A 16,574-nucleotide genomic window follows, 5' to 3' on the forward strand; every position below is an offset into this window, starting at 1 on the left:
TAATGGCTGACACGCAACTCGTGGTTCGCAAGGTGAGCCCGTGGTCCGCCTTGAAAATCACGTCTGCCGTCGGCTTCATCGCCTTTCTGGTCTGGATGGCGGCCGTGGGGCTGCTGTACCTGATCCTCGCTGGGATGGGGCTCCTCGCCCCGATTAGCGAACTTGTCGGCGGTGAGGACACCATTAGAGCGGGACTCGTGCTTGGCATCGCTGCGGCCGTAGGGCTGCTGTGGTGGATCCTCACCGTTGGCCTCATGGCGATTGGCGCTGTCGTCTACAACGCCTGCAGTGATTTGGTTGGCGGCATTAAGGTGTCGCTTTCCGACGATGCTTAAAACTGCTAAAAAATATGCTCCTGACCAGGCGATTTGTGAAGTGCACGTGTTACGGGTTAAGTTATATCTCGTTCCACGGGCCTATAGCTCAGGCGGTTAGAGCACTTCGCTGATAACGAAGGGGTCGGAGGTTCAAGTCCTCCTAGGCCCACTCCGAACAAATAGTTTGGTCGGGAACGGGGCTTTAGCTCAATTGGTAGAGCACCTGCTTTGCAAGCAGGAGGTCAGGGGTTCGATTCCCCTAAGCTCCACACTGGAACAGGAAAACCCAGGTCGTTTTTACGGCCTGGGTTTTTCTTTATGCGGTGGGGTTACTCGTCGGGCGGGTCTGGTTGCGCGCGCGTGTTTTTTGGGGCGAAGTGGGCGCTGGGTTGTTTGGCGGGCGCTTAGTGGCGTTGTGAAGGTTCTTTGGGCCTTTCACCAATGCGGGGCGCTCCTCATCGTCCAATTCCACCTGTAGGGACGATATTCACTTGTAGGTGCGCTACAGCGCGCACACAACATGATTCCGCACCGACAAGTGGTGGCAGGTGCCGATAAATGACTGATCGCGTGCCAACAAGTGCCGGGGAGGACGCATTAAGTGCCCCGACACCCAGGCACCTCACAGCGCCTTAGGGCACCATGAAACCGAGCGTGCCCTGGGACTGCAGGAATACGACGATCCCGAGGAAGATCAGCAGGCCAATCGAGTACCGGAACGTATGCGACAGAATCTTCGACTCGCTGCCCTCGATATGAACCGTGGCTGCGGCAAGGGCGACGGTCTGCGGGGAAACCATCTTGCCCAGCGGGGCGCCAGCTGTGTTGGCGCCGACTAGCAGGTGGTCGGGCACACCAATGGTGTGAGCGGACTGGACCTGCATCTGCGCGAAAAGGGCATTGGAGGAAGTCGCCGAGCCTGTGACAAAAGTACCCAGCCAGCCGAGAACCGGCGAGATCAGCGGGAAGACGGCACCCGCGGAGGCGAGGAAGGCGCCGATAGCCGCCGTCTGCCCGGAAAGGTTCATGACGTACGCGAGCCCCATCACGGAGAAGATGGTGACGTAGGACCACTTCATACGGTTAAGTCCAATGAAAAGCTGAGCCAGCCCGACCTTCGCGTTGAACTTTGTGCGGTCGTTGTCCTTGGCTGCGGTGTAGACGAACATGGTCACCAGTCCGCAGAAGAACAGGATGGTGCCGGGCGACGATAGCCAGTTGAAGGTGAAGTTCGACGCGGTTGACGGGGTGCCGTCGACGGTGAGCAGCCTATCTGCCAGTCCCGGCCACTGGAATTGGATGTCGGTGGAGGCAAGGGCCTTGGGAATATTGACGCCGACAGTCCACAACTTCGTCAGTGAGAACACCACGACAATGAGGATGTAGGGAAACAGCGCTAGAGCCGTGTGCTTCGGGTCGAGGTCGGAGTGGTCGAGGTGCATGTGCGAGGCCTGATCCTCCGGGGTAGTCGGACCCCAGAACCGCAGGAATAGCAGGCCGAGACCCAGGGAGGCCAGGCAGGCGACGACGTCGGTTAGTTCGTAGGTGAAGTAGCTGGAGGTGAGGAATTGGCCGCCACCAAAGGCAACACCTAGCACGATGGCCATCGGCCAGCACTGCCGCACGCCGCGTAGGCCGTCCATGATTAGCAGCAGCAGGAATGGCGCGATAAGTGCGATAAGGGCGACGTTGCGCCCGGCCATCGCAGCCAGCGTGGAAGCGTCCATGCCGCCGAGCTTCGCGCCGGTTGTCACCGGAATTGCCATCGCGCCGAAGGCCACCGGGGCGGCGTTGGCTACCAGAGTCACCAGAACGGCCTTCAGAGGCTTCATTCCGATTGCGAGCAGCATTGCAGCCACGATGGCGATTGGCGCGCCGAAGCCGGCCAGAGCCTCGAGGAGGCTACCGAATGCGAATGCGATCAGCATCGCTTGGATGCGCATGTCGCCGCGGCCAATCTTGGAGAAAATGACGCGCATATCCTCAAAGCGGCCGGAAGCCACCGTCAGGTCGTAGGTCCACACTGCCATCCAAATGATGTAGATGACGGGGAAGATACCGAATGCCACGCCCTGGCTGAGGGACAGGAACGCTAGGTCCGTCGGCATGCGGAAGGCGAGGATTGCGACTAGCAGTGCGACAACCACGGAGGCAATCGCGGAGACGTGCGCCTTCCACTTGAGAACCATCAAGAAAATAAAAAACGCCACCAACGGCAAAACGCCGGTGGCAGCGGACAAGGCGACGGAGCCTGCGACAGCATCGGTGGCTGGGGTGAAAGTTGAAAACATGGGGATCTCCTGAGGGATTCACCGAGCGAAAGCCATGCAAAAATAGCTTGCCCAATTTTCTCAACTTTTTCGATTAAGCGGTAGGCAGGAGCAAGGAATGAGGTATTTGTCATAAAAGTTTTGCGCTTACCGACGAAAAGTCCCCGTTCAGCAAACGAAAAGGCACCCCGTGAACAAACGGGGTGCCCTAACGCGGAAGGCTTGAGATTTACTTGCGTGCCTGGCCCTGCTTCGGAGCCTTGTTAGCCGGCTTCGCGGAGATCTTCTTCGCGTCGGCTGCATTTGCCTTGTCGGCGGCCTTCTTCTCGACCTTAATCTGAGCCTGCTGGGAAGCCTCGGTCACCTTCTCCTCGGTGGCCTCCTTAGCTTCAGAAGTCTTTTCCTTGACCTCGGCGGCCTTGTCAGCAGCCTTCTCGGCGACGTCCGCAGCCTTCTGCTTAATCGGTGCCGGGTCGACCGGGAGCTTGTCAGTTGCGCGCAGCTTCCAGACGATTACGCCGACGATAGCGGCGACAACGGCGAAGACCAGGGAAGCAGTGGCGATGCGGCCGTTCTTAGCGCGCTCCGCCTCCTTGCCGGTGACCTTGTCGATGGCCTTCTGCGCACGCACCTCAAGATCCTTGCGGTTCTTGCGTGCTGCCTTCTCCGCCTTCTTAGCTTCCCTGCGGGCCTTGCAGCGGAGCTTCTTGCCGTCCTTCTGAGCCTGTGCAGTCTTCTTTGAGACCTCCTTGGAGACCTCGTCGACCTGGGCGACGACCTGCTTGCGGGCATCGGCGACAGCGGCCTTAACATCCTTACGGAGCGCCTCGGTGTCGACTACAGCCTTTTCACGAAGATCGGCGGCTTTCTCCTTAGCGGCTACGTTCTGGGCTGCAGCGGCTTTCTTGGCCTCCTGCATGGTGTCGTAGAGTTCCGCGGCCTTCTTATCTCGGTAATCGGCGTAGGCACCGTAGGCCTGCTTCACTCCCTTGAGCGCGAGAGAAAACGCTGCTGGGTTCATGACTTCTCCTCCTATTAGCAATTTGTTCGCTGTACTACAAAGAGATTTAGTCGTAGAAACAGCATGGCTAATTCCAGCTTAGGCATTTGCCTAGGCTAGTGGGGCGATGTTTAAGCAACTTTCGGTAACTAATTGAAGCGTTTCGCTGCAAGCGTCGGTATTCTATGGGACGTGACTATTAAGACTGCTACTGCAACCGTGCACACTAACCACGGCGATATCGTGATTGACCTGTTCGGAAACCACGCTCCGAACACCGTTGACAACTTCGTGGGCCTGGCTGAGGGCACCAAGGAGTACCAGGGCCAGAACGCTGCTGGTACCGAGTCCGGCCCGTTCTACGACGAGGCCATCTTCCACCGCATCATCGCTGGATTCATGATTCAGGGCGGTGACCCGCTGGGCACCGGCACCGGCGGCCCGGGCTACAACTTCGATGATGAGATTCACCCGGAGCTCCAGTTCGATCGCCCGTACCTGCTCGCCATGGCAAACGCCGGCAAGCGCGGCGGCCGCGGCACCAACGGATCGCAGTTCTTCATCACCGTTGTTCCGACCCCGCACCTCAACGGCAACCACACCATCTTCGGTGAGGTCGCTGACGATGCCTCCAAGAAGGTTGTCGACGAAATCTCTCGCGTTGCCACTGATCACTGGGACCGCCCGCTGGAGCCGGTCGTCATCACCGGTATCGATATCGCGAAGTAACCTGTATAGGACTTCCGTGGAGTAACTCCCGTACATTAAAAAGCTAGTACGTAGCTTTTAGCCCGCCTGCAGACCCGGAAAAGGGACGGCAGGTGGGCTTTTTGCATTGGTTTGCGGCCCGTCCGACCCAGATCCTGCGCGGTAGAGCTAGCGAGTCGCAGGGGAGGAGGCGTCTTGGATCTTTAAAGTATTTTCCGCGCTTAACCGTGTGCCGAACCTAAATGTGAAGTTTAGGGGTAGCGAGGGGTAGTAGTGAAAGAACGTATTTATCAACATGTCAACAGGGCTGTGGATAACTTGTTCCACTGTTTACCTAGGTGAACTCCTCTGTCTCGCCGCGTTACGGCTCAGCTTTTTCAAAGAGTTTGCGTATCCACAGTTGTCCACAGCTTTGTGCACACGTGTGGATAATACCAAACTTGTAATTTACGAATTCCCGTTCGAAAGGGTAGAAAATTGGCTGTATAAGCCAATCATGCACAGAGTGACTTGCAGAAATGTTACTTGTTCACAGAGTTATCCACAGGGTGTGGACACTGTGGAATCTTCGAAGCGGAGAGAAATTGGTTCCCGTTACGGTTTCGAAGATCGACCCTGTGGATAACTCAGGCGGTAATTTCTCCACAGTTATCCACAAATTACATGATTGTTACACAGGATTCTGTGGATAACTTTAAACACTGTTCCCCATAGTCACATCCGTAACATTCGAAAAACATGTTGGATTCGGGTGCACTAGAGGGGGTAGCTCTAACGTCGGGTTTTACAATCACGTCGGCTTATAGGCGTGGACCGATGCAGGGTATTCGCCGACATCAAGAAAGCGACCCGGGCCGGAAAAAGGGCAAAGAAAAACCGCATGCCTCAAGTGGCATGCGGCGAAAAGGAAGAAGATTAAGCGAACTAGCGCCAACCCATGGTCATCAACAGACCGACGATAAAGAGGCCGAACCCAATAACGTAGTTCCACGCGTTGAGATCAACCATCAGCGGAATCTTCGGACCGGCAATGTAGTTGACCAGAAGCCACCCCAGGCCGAGGAGCATGAACCCGAACATCAGGACCTTGTACCAAACCGGGGTAGAGGTGTTATTAATCTTGACCGGAGTGCGGCTGACGCTGGAACCGCCGGACTGCGGCGAACTGGTGCTATCGATCTTTGCCTTAGGCATGGGCGCTCCGATTCATGAATTCGTTAAACACTGGTTTGTTAGGGACAAACCTCTGATGAGTTTTCGCAACCTAACTTACCAGCCGGTCTGCCAAGCAGTAGAATTCCGATTTATGCAGATTCTCGTCGTCGACAACTATGACAGCTTCGTGTTCAACCTGGTCCAATACATAGGCCAGCTAGGCGAAAACGTCACAGTTTGGCGCAATGACGATGCTCGGCTGGCTGACGTAGACGCCGTCATCGAGCAATTTGACGCAATCATGCTCTCGCCGGGCCCCGGTGAGCCTGCCAATGCCGGGCACACGGAGGATATTCTGAAGGCGGCCACCCGCGCGGAAGAGCCAGTGCCGATTCTAGGTGTCTGCCTGGGCCATCAGGCGATTGGTGAGGTCTTTGGAGGCAAGGTTGTGCGCGCGGATGAGCTACTGCACGGCAAGACTTCGCCGGTTACACACGACGGATCCGGGGTGCTTGCGGACGTGCCCAGCCCCTTCATCGCGACGCGGTACCACTCGCTCACCGTGGATCCCTCCTCGCTTCCTGACGAGCTGATCCCCACGGCGTTCACGGACTCCGGCATGCTGATGGCGATGCGTCACCGCGACCTGCCGATTCACGGGGTTCAATTTCACCCGGAATCGGTCTTGACGCAGTATGGTCATCGGATGCTCTCCAACTGGCTGAAGTTGGCCGGCGGGAGTTACCCGGAGGAGCTGCTGAGCGAGCTAGAAAAGCAGCAGGCCGGCTACCAGAGTGCCTTTTGCGGACGTCCTAGCTAGCTAGCCTGCTGGGTCGGGTGGGGCCGGGGCGCACCCACTACCTGGGCAGCGGCAACTGCGGAATTGGGGGAATTAGCGGGCGGTTGCGGTCGGAGTCCTCCGAGTCCGAGGGCTTCGACGAGGGCAGCAGCTCGAACTTGTAGACCCGCAGGAGCACCTCGCCATTCTTATTGATGGTCGAGTTTGCGGACGGCGCGGCCTTATCGACCTTGTCGTTCTTCGAGATGTCGTTGGTGGCGACTTCCTCGAAACGAATGGTGCCTTCGAATCCGGCATCCTGCAGCATCGACTCAGCCTCCGACCTGGTGCGGCCCTCGACCTGCGGCATGCGGATCTGGTTTCCGCGGGAGACCTGCAGCTCGACAGTGGTTCCCACGGTTAGCTCCTCGCCGGCCTGGGGCACGCCGATGACTTTTCCTTCCTCCTGGTCGGAGTCGACTTCGGTGACCTGGACGACGAAGCCTGCGGACTCGAGGGTCGCACGCGCGGCATCGAGACTCTGGTTGGTGACGTTCGGGACCACCTTGGTCTCCAGACCAGTCGACACGGTCAGGGTCACGCGGGTGCCCTTCGACACCTGGGAACCTGCGGCGGGTGACTGATCGATGACGTTTCCGCGCGGAATCTCCTCGTGTGGCTCCTCGCGCAGCTTCGGATTGACAATCAACCCGGCCTTCTCCAGAGCGCGACGTGCGTCCTCGGCCTTCATATCGCGGACATCTGGTACCCCGGTAATCGCCGGGCCAGAGGACACGCGCAGTCGTATTCGTGAGCCCTTGGGGATACCGGAGCCGAAGCCCGGCTCGGTAGCGATGACGACATCACGCGGGACATCCGGGTTCGGTTCGTCGATGCGGGTGACCATGAATCCGGCATCCTCGAGGGTGGCGGTGGCTTCATTGGCGGTCATGCCGGTGACCTGCGGGATTGCCACGTTTTCCACATTTGCGGACGGGTCGAACAATCGGTAGGCACCGTAGCCGACACCGCCGAGGCCCACAATCGCCGCGATGGTCAGTGCGGCGATCTTGCCCGCGCTCTTCTTCTTCGGAGCCTTGTTATGCGACTCCGCAGAGGAACCTGAATTGGCGCGCGGGGGCGCCGGCGTCGACGCAGGTGCTGCAGCTGTTGGTGCGGCCGGCTCCATTCGCGTCGGTTCCTGCGCGAAATCGGCGTCGGCGTAAGCGTCGTCGTGGTTGGCGGATGCAGCTCCAGCAGCACCTGCACCAGCAGCGCCCGCAGCAGCACCTGCCACGCCAGCCGCCGGCATGAACTCGGTGGTCTTCGCGTCCTCGTTGTGGACAGTGTGGTGCGCCAGCGCTAAGGGCTTTTCACGCCGGCTGATGCGGCGCAAATCATCCGCGAATTCCTGCGCCGAGTCGTAGCGCTCCATCGGGTCCTTGGCCATGGCGGTCAATAGGACGGCATCAATCGCCTTAGCCGTCTCCGGATCAGAATCGGGCATCTGGGCCGATGGCTGCGGCGGCTGATCCTGAACATGCTGGTAAGCGACGGAAAGAGGAGTCTCGCCGGTGAATGGTGGATTGCCCGTTAGAGCCTCGTAGAGTACACAGCCGACGGCGTAGATATCCGAGCGAGCGTCCGCGGTCTTGCCGCGCGCCTGCTCGGGCGACAGGTACTGAGCCGTGCCAAGTACCGCCGCAGTCTGCGTCATAGTCGTCGAATCACCCAGCGCACGGGCGATTCCGAAGTCCATCACCTTTACCTTGCCGGTGTTGGTGAGCATGATGTTGGCGGGCTTGACATCGCGGTGGATGATCCCAGCCTGGTGGGAAATCGCCAGCGCCTCGCACACGGATGCCATAATCTCGGCGGCGCGCTTGGCCTCCAGGTGGCCCTCCCGGCGCACGATATCGCGCAGCGTCTCGCCCTGAATCAGCTCCATGACGATGAAGGGAACGAGGCCCATGGGGCTCTGCGTTTCACCCGTGTCGTAGACGGACACAATCGAGGGGTGGTTCAGCAGCGCCGAGTTCTTGGCCTCCCTGCGGAACCTCGCCAGGAAGTTTTCATCCCTGGCCAGGTCCGCGCGCATCATCTTCACTGCGACGGAGCGACCGAGGAGAGTGTCTTCAGCCTCGTAGACATCGGACATGCCTCCAACGCCGATAAGCTCGCCAAGCCGATAACGGCCGGAGAGTAGGTCGTCATTGCCAGACATCGTTAGTCATTCCCTTCGGAAGTCATCCGCGCGGAGGAAAAATCGCGGTGAACTGCTTTTTCTAGAATATTACTGGGCATTATTACCGCCCGACGTATTACCTGACTCATTCCCGCCGGCATTTCCACCACCATTTTCAGTGGCACTGCTGTTTCCGGTCTCGGCGCCCGAATTTCCGCTTGTGCTTGACGACGAGCCCTGGGTCTCACTCGGCTGCGAATCCTCGGTGTGGTTCTCGGTAATGCTCGGAACCCCGTAGTCCGGGGAGGATCCGTAGCCGGAGCCGGTGCCCCAACCCTGGTTGTTGTCCGGAGCCCACTGCTGACCTTCGCCTGCGCCAGTGCCGGTGTCGGTGCCGCCATCGGTCGTCTGCTCCTGCGATTGCGAGGGCAGCAATTCGTTCAGCGCCGGGATGTTGGGGATTGAACCGGTGCTCATGATGGCGTAGAGAACTGCGATTGCGCCGGCCAGCAGTGCGAGGAGAATCAGCAGGATGAAGCTGCCGCAACCGCAGCCACATCCGGACTTTTTCTTCGGCGCGGACGAGCTCGACCTCGGCGCAGGTGCCGGAGCCGGGCGCTGGGGAGTCTGCGGCGCTCGCGACGTCGGCGCCGGAATCGGACGCGGGCGCGTCATGGCGCCGAGCTCGCTGGTCGCCGGGTTCGCCGCATTGGACTGCCGGTGCACCGTTGGGGGCACGCCGCGGGGCTGCGGAGGCCTATGTCCCGCCCGCACCCGCAGGACGGCCTGCGCCAACTCGCGGCCGTCGGCGTAGCGGCGCTGCGGATCCTTGCGTAGCATAATGCCGATGAGCTCGCGGACGTGCGGATTCACCGTCGGAGGCAGAGCCGGCGGAGCCTCGGAAATGTGCGCGACGGCGACGGCCACGGTGGAGTCGCCCTGGAAGGGGCGACGGCCGCCAACCATTTCGTAGGCGACACAGCCCATGGAGTACACGTCGGTGGCAGGAGTAACTGCCTTGCCCTGAGCCTGCTCCGGGGATACATACTGCGCCGTGCCGACGACCATTCCGGTGCGGGTCAGCGGCACCGCCTCGGCGGCCTTGGCAATGCCGAAGTCAGTGATTTTCACCGTGCCTTCCGGGGTGACCAAGAGGTTGCCCGGCTTGATGTCGCGGTGAATCAGGTTGGCGGCGTGAATGGCCGACAGGCCGTGCGCGGTCTGCTCGAGTACATCGAGCACGAGGTGCTCCGGCAGCGTCTTGCGGCGCTGCAACACCTGCGACAGAGACTCGCCGCGGATGTACTCCATGACGATGTAGCAGGCGCCATGGCTTCCCGCCATGCCCTCCTGATAGGTGACGATCTGCACGACGTTCGGGCTGGAAACGCTCCGCGCGGCGGACGCCTCGTTTTGGAAACGCTGCCGGAACTCGACGTTGTCGGAGAGCTCCTGATTGAGCAGCTTGATGGCTACGAGTTTCCCGGACGTGGTGTCGTCGGCAAGCCAAACGGTGGACATGCCGCCGCGGCCGAGCAAGCGCTGCACGCGGTAGCGCCTGCCGACGAGATTTTGTACCTGGGCTGCGTCCATTCCTATCGACCCGCCTGCTCGACGGCGGAGATGAGCGCGCGCCCAATCGGCGCGGCGACCGATGCGCCGGTCGCGCTTTGACCCTGGCCGCCGCCATTTTCGACGACGACCGCGACAGCCACGTCGGAGTCCGGTGCGAAGGCGATGTACCAAACGTGCGGAGCGTACTCACCGCGGACGGCTCCGTGCTCGGCGGTACCCGTCTTGGAGGCGATGTGCGCGCTATTGCCGCCCGAGTGCGCCTCGGAGCCGCGCATCAGATCGGTGAGCGTCTTGGCGATCTCGGGGGAGACCGCTTCGCCCGCTTCGCGCGGTTTGAAGGACTTAATCTCGGACAGGTCGGTGCCGCGGATCGACTTGATAATTTGCGGTTCCATGCGCACGCCGCCGTTGGCGATGGTTGCGGCAATCATGGCGTTGTCCAGCGGGGTGAAGGACACGTCGCGCTGGCCGATGGAAGTCTGGCCCAGCGAAGCCTTGTCCGGGATGTCGCCGACCGTGGAATCCTCCGAGGGCAGGCCCAGGGAGTCGTGGTGCTCGCCGATGCCGAATCGCTTGGCGACATCCTTCAGCGCGTCAGCGCCGGTATTCATGCCCAACTCGGCGAAGGCCGTATTACAGGACTGGGCGAAGGCGTTGCGCAGCGTCGTGGTGGCACCACCGCAGGTCGAGCCTCCGTAGTTCTCCAGCGTGGTCACGCTGTCTGGAAGCGTAATCTGCGGCGCTCCTGTGACCTGAGTCTGCGGGTTCGCACCATTTTCCAGTGCGGCCGCGGTGGTCAGCACCTTGAAGGTCGAACCCGGGGGCAGCGGACGCTGCGTGCCATGGTTGAGAAGTGGCGCACCCTCGGTGTTGTTCAGCTTCTGCCACGTGTCCTGATCTCCCTGTGCGATCGGGTTCGGATCGAAGGAAGGCGTGGACGCCATCGCGAGAATCTCGCCTGTCGACGGGCGGACCGCCACCGCTGAGCCCACGTAGCCGCGCTCGGCCAACTGGTTGTAGGCGGTTGTCTGGGCCTGCGGGATGATGGTCAGCTCGGGGGAGGCGCCCTTCGGCTCTTTGCCGGTGACCACGTCGATGGCGCGGGAGGCGAACAGGGAGGGGTCGGTGCCGTTCAGGATGTCATTCTGGGAGCTCTCCAGGCCGGAGGAGCCGTAGACATCGGAGAGGTATCCGACGACCGGGCCGTAGGCCTCCGGGTTGGTGTCGTAGCTGCGGTTGAAGAATCCGTTTTGGTCCTTCTCGGAATGCGCGAGGATTGCACCCCCGGCGGTAATTTGGCCGCGCGGCCGGGATTTCTCCTCGAGGAACTGGCGGTTGTTCAGCGGATTGTAGGCGTACTTATCCTGCTGGAAACCCTGCACGTAGGTGAGGTTGGCCAGCAGCAGAACTATGAGTCCGAGGACGACGGCGAAGACCTGTCGAATTGTCTTATTCATTTACTGGTTCACCTCCTGGCTGTGGGCTGTGTCGAGTTCCTTCTGGGCATTGTTGGGAAGGGCCGGGTTGGCGCCCGCGGCGCCCCAGGGGCGGTGGCCCTCGTCGGAGATGCGCAGCAGGATCGCGAGCAGGATGTAGTTGGCCAGCAGTGAGGAACCACCGGCTGACATGAACGGGGTGGTCAGGCCGGTCAGAGGCATCAGCTTGGAGACGCCTGCAACGACGACGAAGAGCTGAATCGCCAGAGTGAACGCGAGGCCGGCTCCGAGGAGCTTGCCGAAGGAGTCACGGACAGAAAGGCCGGCGCCAACTCCGCGGGAAATCAGAATCGCGAAGAGGATGATGATGGCCGCCAGTCCTGTGAAGCCCAGCTCCTCGCCGAAGGCGGAGAGAATGAAGTCCGAGTGCGCCACCGGGATCTTGTACGGGTAGCCCTGGCCCAGGCCGGTGCCACCAATTCCGCCCCAGCTCATGCCGAACAGGCCCTGGGAGAGCTGGTAGCCGCCCTCGTCGAAGGAACCGATGGGGTCGAGGAAGTGCGCTACACGCGCTTGAATCTTGGAGGAGACCTGATAAACGGCGACACCGGCGACAGCGACGAGACCGAGGCCAATAATCAGCCAGGACCCGCGCGCGGTGGCGATGTAGAGCATGGCCAAAACGGTGCCGAAGAGCAGCAGCGCGGGGCCGAAGTCATTTTGCATCGCCATGATGGCCGTGGCGATGCCCCAAATCAGCAGGATCGGGCCCAGGTCGCGCAGGCGTGGGAAGTCGATGCCGAGGAAGCGCTTGCCGGCCACGTTGAACAGGGATCGCTTGTTGACCAGAAGCTGCGCGAAGAAAATCAGCAGCAGTACCTTGGCGAACTCGCCAGGTTGGACCGAGAACGGCCCGATGGAAATCCAGATGCGCGCGTCGGCGTTAATCGACGAAGGCCACACCAGCGGCAGCGCCAGCAGAATCAGGCCCGCAAGTCCCAGCAGGTAGGAGTACTTGGACAGGGAGCGGTGATCACGCAGGATCGCGATTACGGCGATGAACATGGCGACACCCAGAATCGTCCACATAATCTGGTTGCGCACCAGGTTCGTGTCGTTAGCGAGGTCCAGTCGGTGAATCATCACCAGGCCCAGAGCGTTGAGCGTGGCGGCTACCGGAAGCATCACCTGGTCAGACCAGGGAGCGAAAAGAGTCAGGGCAATGTGCGCCACCGAAAAGGTCACGATGAAACCGCCGATGATGTAGAGCACGTCGGCCGTAATCGAGTTACCCTGCGCCAGCTCCAAAGAGACGAGCGCCAAAAGCAACAATCCTGCTGAGAGCAGCAGGAGAAGCATTTCCTTAACCCGGAGTGGGCGTTTTACTGCGGTATCACTCATTTGGCTACCTCCCTGCAGTTAACCCCTGGTTCGGAGCCGAGTTTGTTGTCCTGAGTATCTTTTTTGCTATTGCTCTTGTCTTTGTTGTCCAGCGTCAGGCATACCGGTAGCGCGGATTCTGCCAGCCGACCAATCTGCTCGCTGACCCCGTCGTAGGAGTCGGCGGGAAGGCCCTCCAGGGAGCTGCGCGCAGCGGGGGAAAGATCCTTCGGCGACATGATGTGGCAGTCGACCTTGTCCTTCGCGGTGCCGGCCGGCGGCAGCTGCACCTTGTTGTCGTCGGTGAGACAGACGAACTGGTGCGGCTCCTGTAGCTTGAACCCGAGCAGCGACCCCGGGACACCGTGCATGAGCTGGACCTGGTCGTCGACCACGGCGAGGTGATACATCGACTCCTTCTTGTTCCAGCCCCACACGCCGATGCCGGCCACGGCGACGACAAGCAGCGCCACCACAGCAACGACCAGCCAGGTGCCCTTGGACTTCCGCTTGACCGGCTCCGTAGTCACCGCAATCTCCTGCGACTGACGAGGCCTCAGCGCCGCCGCCCGGCCCGCCGCGGTGTTCGGCCGCGGCAGCTCCTCCTCCGAGTTCCGCAGGGCACCCGCCAGGGAGGGTTCGGACGGTGTGCTTGCCGACGAATCCACCACGTCCGCGACCACAACGGTCACGTTGTCGGGACCGCCGGAGCGCAGGGCGAAGTTGACCAGCTTTTCGGCGGCCTCGGCGGGAGTGCCCTCCGATAGGGCATCCCGAATGGTCTCCGCGGAGACCGGATCAGACAGGCCGTCGGAGCACAACAGGTAGCGGTCGCCCTCGTGGACCTCGCGGTAGGAAAGGGTCGGCTCTACCGGGCGACCGGTCAGGGCCTTGAGAATCAGCGAACGCTGCGGGTGGACGGAGGCCTCCTCCTCGGAGATCTTGCCGTCGTCCACCAGTGACTGCACGTAGGTGTCATCGCGAGTAATGCGGATCAGCTCTCCGTCGCGCAGGAGGTAGCCGCGTGAATCGCCGACGTGGCACATGCCGAGACGCGTACCGTCGAAAAGCAGCGCGGTCAGGGTCGTGCCCATGCCCTGCGTGGCGGGGTTGTCATCGATCTCGTCGGCAATCGAGTTGTTGCCGGCGAAGCAGGCGCGACGCAGCGCGTCGAGGAGGTCCGCGCCGGGCTGATCGTTGTCCAACCGGGAAACGGCCGCAATCATCAGCTGCGATGCGACTTCACCTGCAGCGTGGCCTCCCATGCCGTCGGCAAGCGCGAGAAGGCGCGAGCCAGCATAGGCCGAGTCTTCGTTGTTCTGTCGGACCAGGCCCCGGTCCGACAGCGTGGTGTAGTCAAGTGCAAAACTCATGGTTGCAACCTCAGCGTCGTGCGGCCAATGCGGATTTCCATGCCAGGGGTCAGCCGTTCTGGTTGCTCAACGCGCTGGCCATTGAGGAAGGTGCCGTTGCGGGAGTCGAGGTCCTCCAGATACCAGACGCCATCGCGGCTGATGAGGCGGGCGTGCTGAGACGATGCGAAGTCGTCGTTGAGGACGAACGCGGAGCTCTCCGAGCGGCCGATGGTGATATCGCGCTGGTTGTCCAAGTTCATGCGCGATCCAGCCAGGGGCCCAGCGGTGACGAGAAGCTGCCGCGGGGTCTGCGAGCGCTGGAACCGCTTCGCGGGTGCGCCGCCACTCGACTGTTGGCGCACAGGCCGCAGGGTGGCCGAGCCGTTCGTCTCCGTCCGCAGCGTGCGCAGCGTCATCCAAATGAAAAACCACAGGACTACGAGCACGCCGATGCGCGAGAGCAGAAAAACAATGGCCTCCACGTCCGGGGAACCTCCTTATAAAGCGTTCGTGTACAACTTCAGCAACATACGAGCGCAATTATTCCAGGTATTGGCCGTCAAACCTAGAGAAAGCCTTTTAATTAGAAGTTTTAAGCCGGAGGTCGCGGGCCTATCGGATGCGGACCTCGAGCAGGGAATGACCGAGTGAAATGGTGTCGCCGTCGGCGAGGAGCCAGTTATCAATCTGCTCGCCGTTGACAATCGTGCCATTGGTCGAGTGCAGGTCAACCAGCACAGCGTCCTGACCATCCCAGGTAATCTCAGCGTGCTGGCGGGAGACGCCGGTATCCGGCAGGCGGAAGTCCGAGGCGGTGCCGCGGCCGATGATGTTCGAGCCCTCGCGGACCTCGAAAACACGGGAGGATCCGTCCTGTAGCAGCAGGGACACGGAGCGGGTCGGCGCCTGCGCCGGTGCCTCCGGCTCTGGATTCACGGCCGGGATTGGGCGGGAGGCGGTCGGGAACTCTTCTACCTCGGGCTCGGGTCCTGGCTCCGGTGCGGGCTGGGGCTCTGCAGGCAGGGCCGACTCCGGCTCCGGGCGGTAGGACGCCGAGGTAGCGGCGACATCGCCCGAGGGGGCGACACCAAGCTCCGGTGCCTCGCCGTCGAGCCCGATGAACTCCGAGTGTTCGGTGGTGTCCTCGGTGAAACGGCTCGCGGTCTTCAGCTGGCCGGTGTGGAGGGAATCCAGCGCCTGCAGGCGCACGGAGATAACGCCGGAGAAGCCCCAGCCGTTGTTACGGCAGTAGCGGGTCATTCGCTCGGCCAGCTGGCGCGGCAGGTTCGGATCGCCCTCGGAGAGGTTTTTGAAATCCGCAGCGCTGACGCCAATGCGGAAGTCGTTGGGAGCCAGGAATTGCCCGTCGGCATCTTGCATCAGGAAATCTTCAATCTCCTGCTTCAGGCATTCTTCCAGCTCATTCGGGACAACCTTGCCGCCGAATACGCGCGCGAAGCTGTTATCGAGCCCGCGCTGCAGCGAGCTGTCGAGCTTGCGGATGCGTCCTAGGAAATCCATATAACTTACGAAATTCGCCTTCTCCCACCAGGGTGCGATGGGTTGCATAGAAATTACACTTTGAAAAACAGTATAGAGCCCTGCACCTTTAGTTGAGGCCTAGCGATGGCTCAGGTTATCCAAATGTTGCCGAAATTATATGACTGCGCACGCCTTTAATTGCTCGCTTTTCGACGCTTACAGACCACGAAAAGGTGCCCTGTACTGCGAGTTTGGTGTTGTGTTGGCCGTGGGTGTTATAGTTTTCTTCGTTCCCACGGGCGAGTGGCGGAATGGCAGACGCGCTGGCTTCAGGTGCCAGTGTCCTTTACGGACGTGGGGGTTCAAGTCCCCCTTCGCCCACAGCGAGATTCCCGGAAACGTTGACTTAAAAGACTTAGCGTTCCGGGAATTTTTGTGTTGGTCGTGCAGGGTTCGTGGGTGTTGCGCGTGGTTTAACGCCAGAACTTGGTCATTCCTTCCTTTTCCTTCATATTGAATTCGATCATTTCTCCCAGCAGGTCCAGCGGCATGGAGGTGGCGGAGCCGTCGGCAGGCCAGGGGAAGCGGACCATCATTTTGCCGTAGGACAGGCCCCTGTGGTCGAACTCCTCGGAGAAGTGCTCGATGCCTGCGCGCTCGGGTGCGATAGACATGTGCTTCTTCGCGTAGGAGAAGCCAATAATGAAGGTCTCACCGAGGGTAAACATCGGCTGATTCCAGGCGATGCGCACCTTCAGTGCGGGGTAGCGCTCGTGGACCCACTCGAGGACTTCCAGGGCGACGGCGCGTTGGGTGTCGTCGTCGACGTGGGAAAGGTATTCGGCGAAGAATTCGGCGATTGTCTCGTCGGACATGTGTTGGACTGCCATGCGGCGATACTACCGTAGTTGCGCATATGTGCAGGTGGTGGAT

Annotated in this window: 14 protein-coding genes and 3 tRNA genes; 6 read left to right on the forward strand and 11 right to left on the reverse strand. The window is 60.7% G+C overall.

Annotated elements, in window-relative coordinates; translation table 11 throughout:
* The first annotated feature begins 2 nt into the window (after nucleotides 1-2).
* From CLAC_RS00040 to CLAC_RS00050, 3 genes are all read left to right on the forward strand, one after another.
* Nucleotides 3-335: a DUF3566 domain-containing protein gene (locus CLAC_RS00040; RefSeq protein ID WP_053411177.1), complete on the forward strand. Its 333-nt coding sequence runs from the start codon at nucleotides 3-5 to the stop codon at nucleotides 333-335.
* A 77-nt stretch (nucleotides 336-412) separates the two neighbouring features.
* Nucleotides 413-486 (forward strand) — tRNA-Ile (locus CLAC_RS00045).
* A gap of 27 nt (nucleotides 487-513) precedes the next feature.
* Nucleotides 514-586, forward strand: a tRNA-Ala gene (locus tag CLAC_RS00050).
* 363 nt (nucleotides 587-949) lie between these two features.
* On the opposite strand, the gene CLAC_RS00055 is transcribed toward CLAC_RS00050, so the two are convergent.
* Entirely contained in the window at nucleotides 950-2,608 is a 1,659-nt protein-coding gene (locus tag CLAC_RS00055; RefSeq protein WP_053411178.1) for an L-lactate permease, read from the reverse strand.
* A 208-nt stretch (nucleotides 2,609-2,816) separates the two neighbouring features.
* Complete coding sequence (locus CLAC_RS00060; RefSeq protein WP_053411179.1) at nucleotides 2,817-3,608, reverse strand: hypothetical protein; 792 nt, start codon at nucleotides 3,606-3,608, stop codon at nucleotides 2,817-2,819.
* A 171-nt stretch (nucleotides 3,609-3,779) separates the two neighbouring features.
* Here CLAC_RS00060 and CLAC_RS00065 point away from each other — a divergent pair, with 171 nt between their 5' ends.
* Nucleotides 3,780-4,316 carry a peptidylprolyl isomerase gene (locus CLAC_RS00065; RefSeq protein ID WP_053413132.1) on the forward strand — a complete coding sequence of 179 codons (537 nt, stop codon included), beginning with the start codon at nucleotides 3,780-3,782 and terminating at the stop codon, nucleotides 4,314-4,316.
* A 903-nt stretch (nucleotides 4,317-5,219) separates the two neighbouring features.
* Here the strand turns inward: CLAC_RS00065 and crgA are convergent.
* Complete coding sequence (gene crgA / locus CLAC_RS00070; protein WP_053411180.1) at nucleotides 5,220-5,489, reverse strand: cell division protein CrgA; 270 nt, start codon at nucleotides 5,487-5,489, stop codon at nucleotides 5,220-5,222.
* A 112-nt stretch (nucleotides 5,490-5,601) separates the two neighbouring features.
* Here crgA and CLAC_RS00075 point away from each other — a divergent pair, with 112 nt between their 5' ends.
* On the forward strand, nucleotides 5,602-6,270 hold the full coding sequence (locus tag CLAC_RS00075; RefSeq protein ID WP_053411181.1) for an aminodeoxychorismate/anthranilate synthase component II: 669 nt from the start codon (nucleotides 5,602-5,604) through the stop codon (nucleotides 6,268-6,270).
* 37 nt (nucleotides 6,271-6,307) lie between these two features.
* On the opposite strand, the gene pknB is transcribed toward CLAC_RS00075, so the two are convergent.
* The 7 genes from pknB to CLAC_RS00110 form a co-directional block, all read right to left on the reverse strand.
* A complete protein-coding gene (gene pknB / locus CLAC_RS00080; protein ID WP_082312916.1) occupies nucleotides 6,308-8,452 on the reverse strand; it encodes a Stk1 family PASTA domain-containing Ser/Thr kinase in 2,145 nt (714 codons plus the stop codon).
* Between the two features lie 69 nt (nucleotides 8,453-8,521).
* Nucleotides 8,522-10,006, reverse strand: a complete 1,485-nt coding sequence (locus CLAC_RS00085; RefSeq protein ID WP_053411182.1) for a serine/threonine-protein kinase — start codon at nucleotides 10,004-10,006, stop codon at nucleotides 8,522-8,524.
* Nucleotides 10,007-10,008: 2 nt separating this feature from the next.
* Entirely contained in the window at nucleotides 10,009-11,445 is a 1,437-nt protein-coding gene (locus CLAC_RS00090; RefSeq protein ID WP_053411183.1) for a penicillin-binding transpeptidase domain-containing protein, read from the reverse strand.
* Nucleotides 11,446-12,825 (reverse strand): FtsW/RodA/SpoVE family cell cycle protein, encoded by a 1,380-nt coding sequence (locus tag CLAC_RS00095; protein WP_053411184.1) that lies wholly within the window; start codon nucleotides 12,823-12,825, stop codon nucleotides 11,446-11,448.
* Complete coding sequence (locus CLAC_RS00100) at nucleotides 12,822-14,177, reverse strand: PP2C family protein-serine/threonine phosphatase (RefSeq protein WP_053411185.1); 1,356 nt, start codon at nucleotides 14,175-14,177, stop codon at nucleotides 12,822-12,824. Before CLAC_RS00100 ends, CLAC_RS00095 begins: the two co-directional genes overlap by 4 nt.
* Nucleotides 14,174-14,641, reverse strand: a complete 468-nt coding sequence (locus CLAC_RS00105) for an FHA domain-containing protein FhaB/FipA (RefSeq protein WP_053411186.1) — start codon at nucleotides 14,639-14,641, stop codon at nucleotides 14,174-14,176. The genes CLAC_RS00100 and CLAC_RS00105 overlap by 4 nt, the downstream gene beginning before the upstream one ends.
* A gap of 130 nt (nucleotides 14,642-14,771) precedes the next feature.
* On the reverse strand, nucleotides 14,772-15,680 hold the full coding sequence (locus CLAC_RS00110) for an FHA domain-containing protein (RefSeq protein ID WP_053411187.1): 909 nt from the start codon (nucleotides 15,678-15,680) through the stop codon (nucleotides 14,772-14,774).
* A 258-nt stretch (nucleotides 15,681-15,938) separates the two neighbouring features.
* Here CLAC_RS00110 and CLAC_RS00115 point away from each other — a divergent pair.
* Nucleotides 15,939-16,022, forward strand: a tRNA-Leu gene (locus CLAC_RS00115).
* Nucleotides 16,023-16,114: 92 nt separating this feature from the next.
* Here the strand turns inward: CLAC_RS00115 and CLAC_RS00120 are convergent.
* Nucleotides 16,115-16,531 carry an iron chaperone gene (locus CLAC_RS00120; protein WP_053411188.1) on the reverse strand — a complete coding sequence of 139 codons (417 nt, stop codon included), beginning with the start codon at nucleotides 16,529-16,531 and terminating at the stop codon, nucleotides 16,115-16,117.
* Nucleotides 16,532-16,574: the final 43 nt, after the last annotated feature.

The sequence above is a fragment of the Corynebacterium lactis RW2-5 genome, from assembly GCF_001274895.1.
In the GTDB taxonomy this organism is placed as follows: domain Bacteria; phylum Actinomycetota; class Actinomycetes; order Mycobacteriales; family Mycobacteriaceae; genus Corynebacterium; species Corynebacterium lactis.

Excerpts from the sequence above, each read along its gene's own strand:
- CLAC_RS00085 (WP_053411182.1), bottom strand. The coding sequence starts at position 10,006 with ATGGACGCAGCCCAGGTACAAAATCTCGTCGGCAGGCGCTACCGCGTG.
- crgA (WP_053411180.1), bottom strand. The coding sequence starts at position 5,489 with ATGCCTAAGGCAAAGATCGATAGCACCAGTTCGCCGCAGTCCGGCGGT.
- CLAC_RS00090 (WP_053411183.1), bottom strand. The coding sequence starts at position 11,445 with ATGAATAAGACAATTCGACAGGTCTTCGCCGTCGTCCTCGGACTCATA.
- CLAC_RS00100 (WP_053411185.1), bottom strand. The coding sequence starts at position 14,177 with ATGAGTTTTGCACTTGACTACACCACGCTGTCGGACCGGGGCCTGGTC.
- CLAC_RS00055 (WP_053411178.1), bottom strand. The coding sequence starts at position 2,608 with ATGTTTTCAACTTTCACCCCAGCCACCGATGCTGTCGCAGGCTCCGTC.
- CLAC_RS00120 (WP_053411188.1), bottom strand. The coding sequence starts at position 16,531 with ATGGCAGTCCAACACATGTCCGACGAGACAATCGCCGAATTCTTCGCC.
- CLAC_RS00075 (WP_053411181.1), top strand. The coding sequence starts at position 5,602 with ATGCAGATTCTCGTCGTCGACAACTATGACAGCTTCGTGTTCAACCTG.
- CLAC_RS00060 (WP_053411179.1), bottom strand. The coding sequence starts at position 3,608 with ATGAACCCAGCAGCGTTTTCTCTCGCGCTCAAGGGAGTGAAGCAGGCC.
- CLAC_RS00040 (WP_053411177.1), top strand. The coding sequence starts at position 3 with ATGGCTGACACGCAACTCGTGGTTCGCAAGGTGAGCCCGTGGTCCGCC.
- CLAC_RS00110 (WP_053411187.1), bottom strand. The coding sequence starts at position 15,680 with ATGGATTTCCTAGGACGCATCCGCAAGCTCGACAGCTCGCTGCAGCGC.
- CLAC_RS00095 (WP_053411184.1), bottom strand. The coding sequence starts at position 12,825 with ATGAGTGATACCGCAGTAAAACGCCCACTCCGGGTTAAGGAAATGCTT.
- pknB (WP_082312916.1), bottom strand. The coding sequence starts at position 8,452 with ATGTCTGGCAATGACGACCTACTCTCCGGCCGTTATCGGCTTGGCGAG.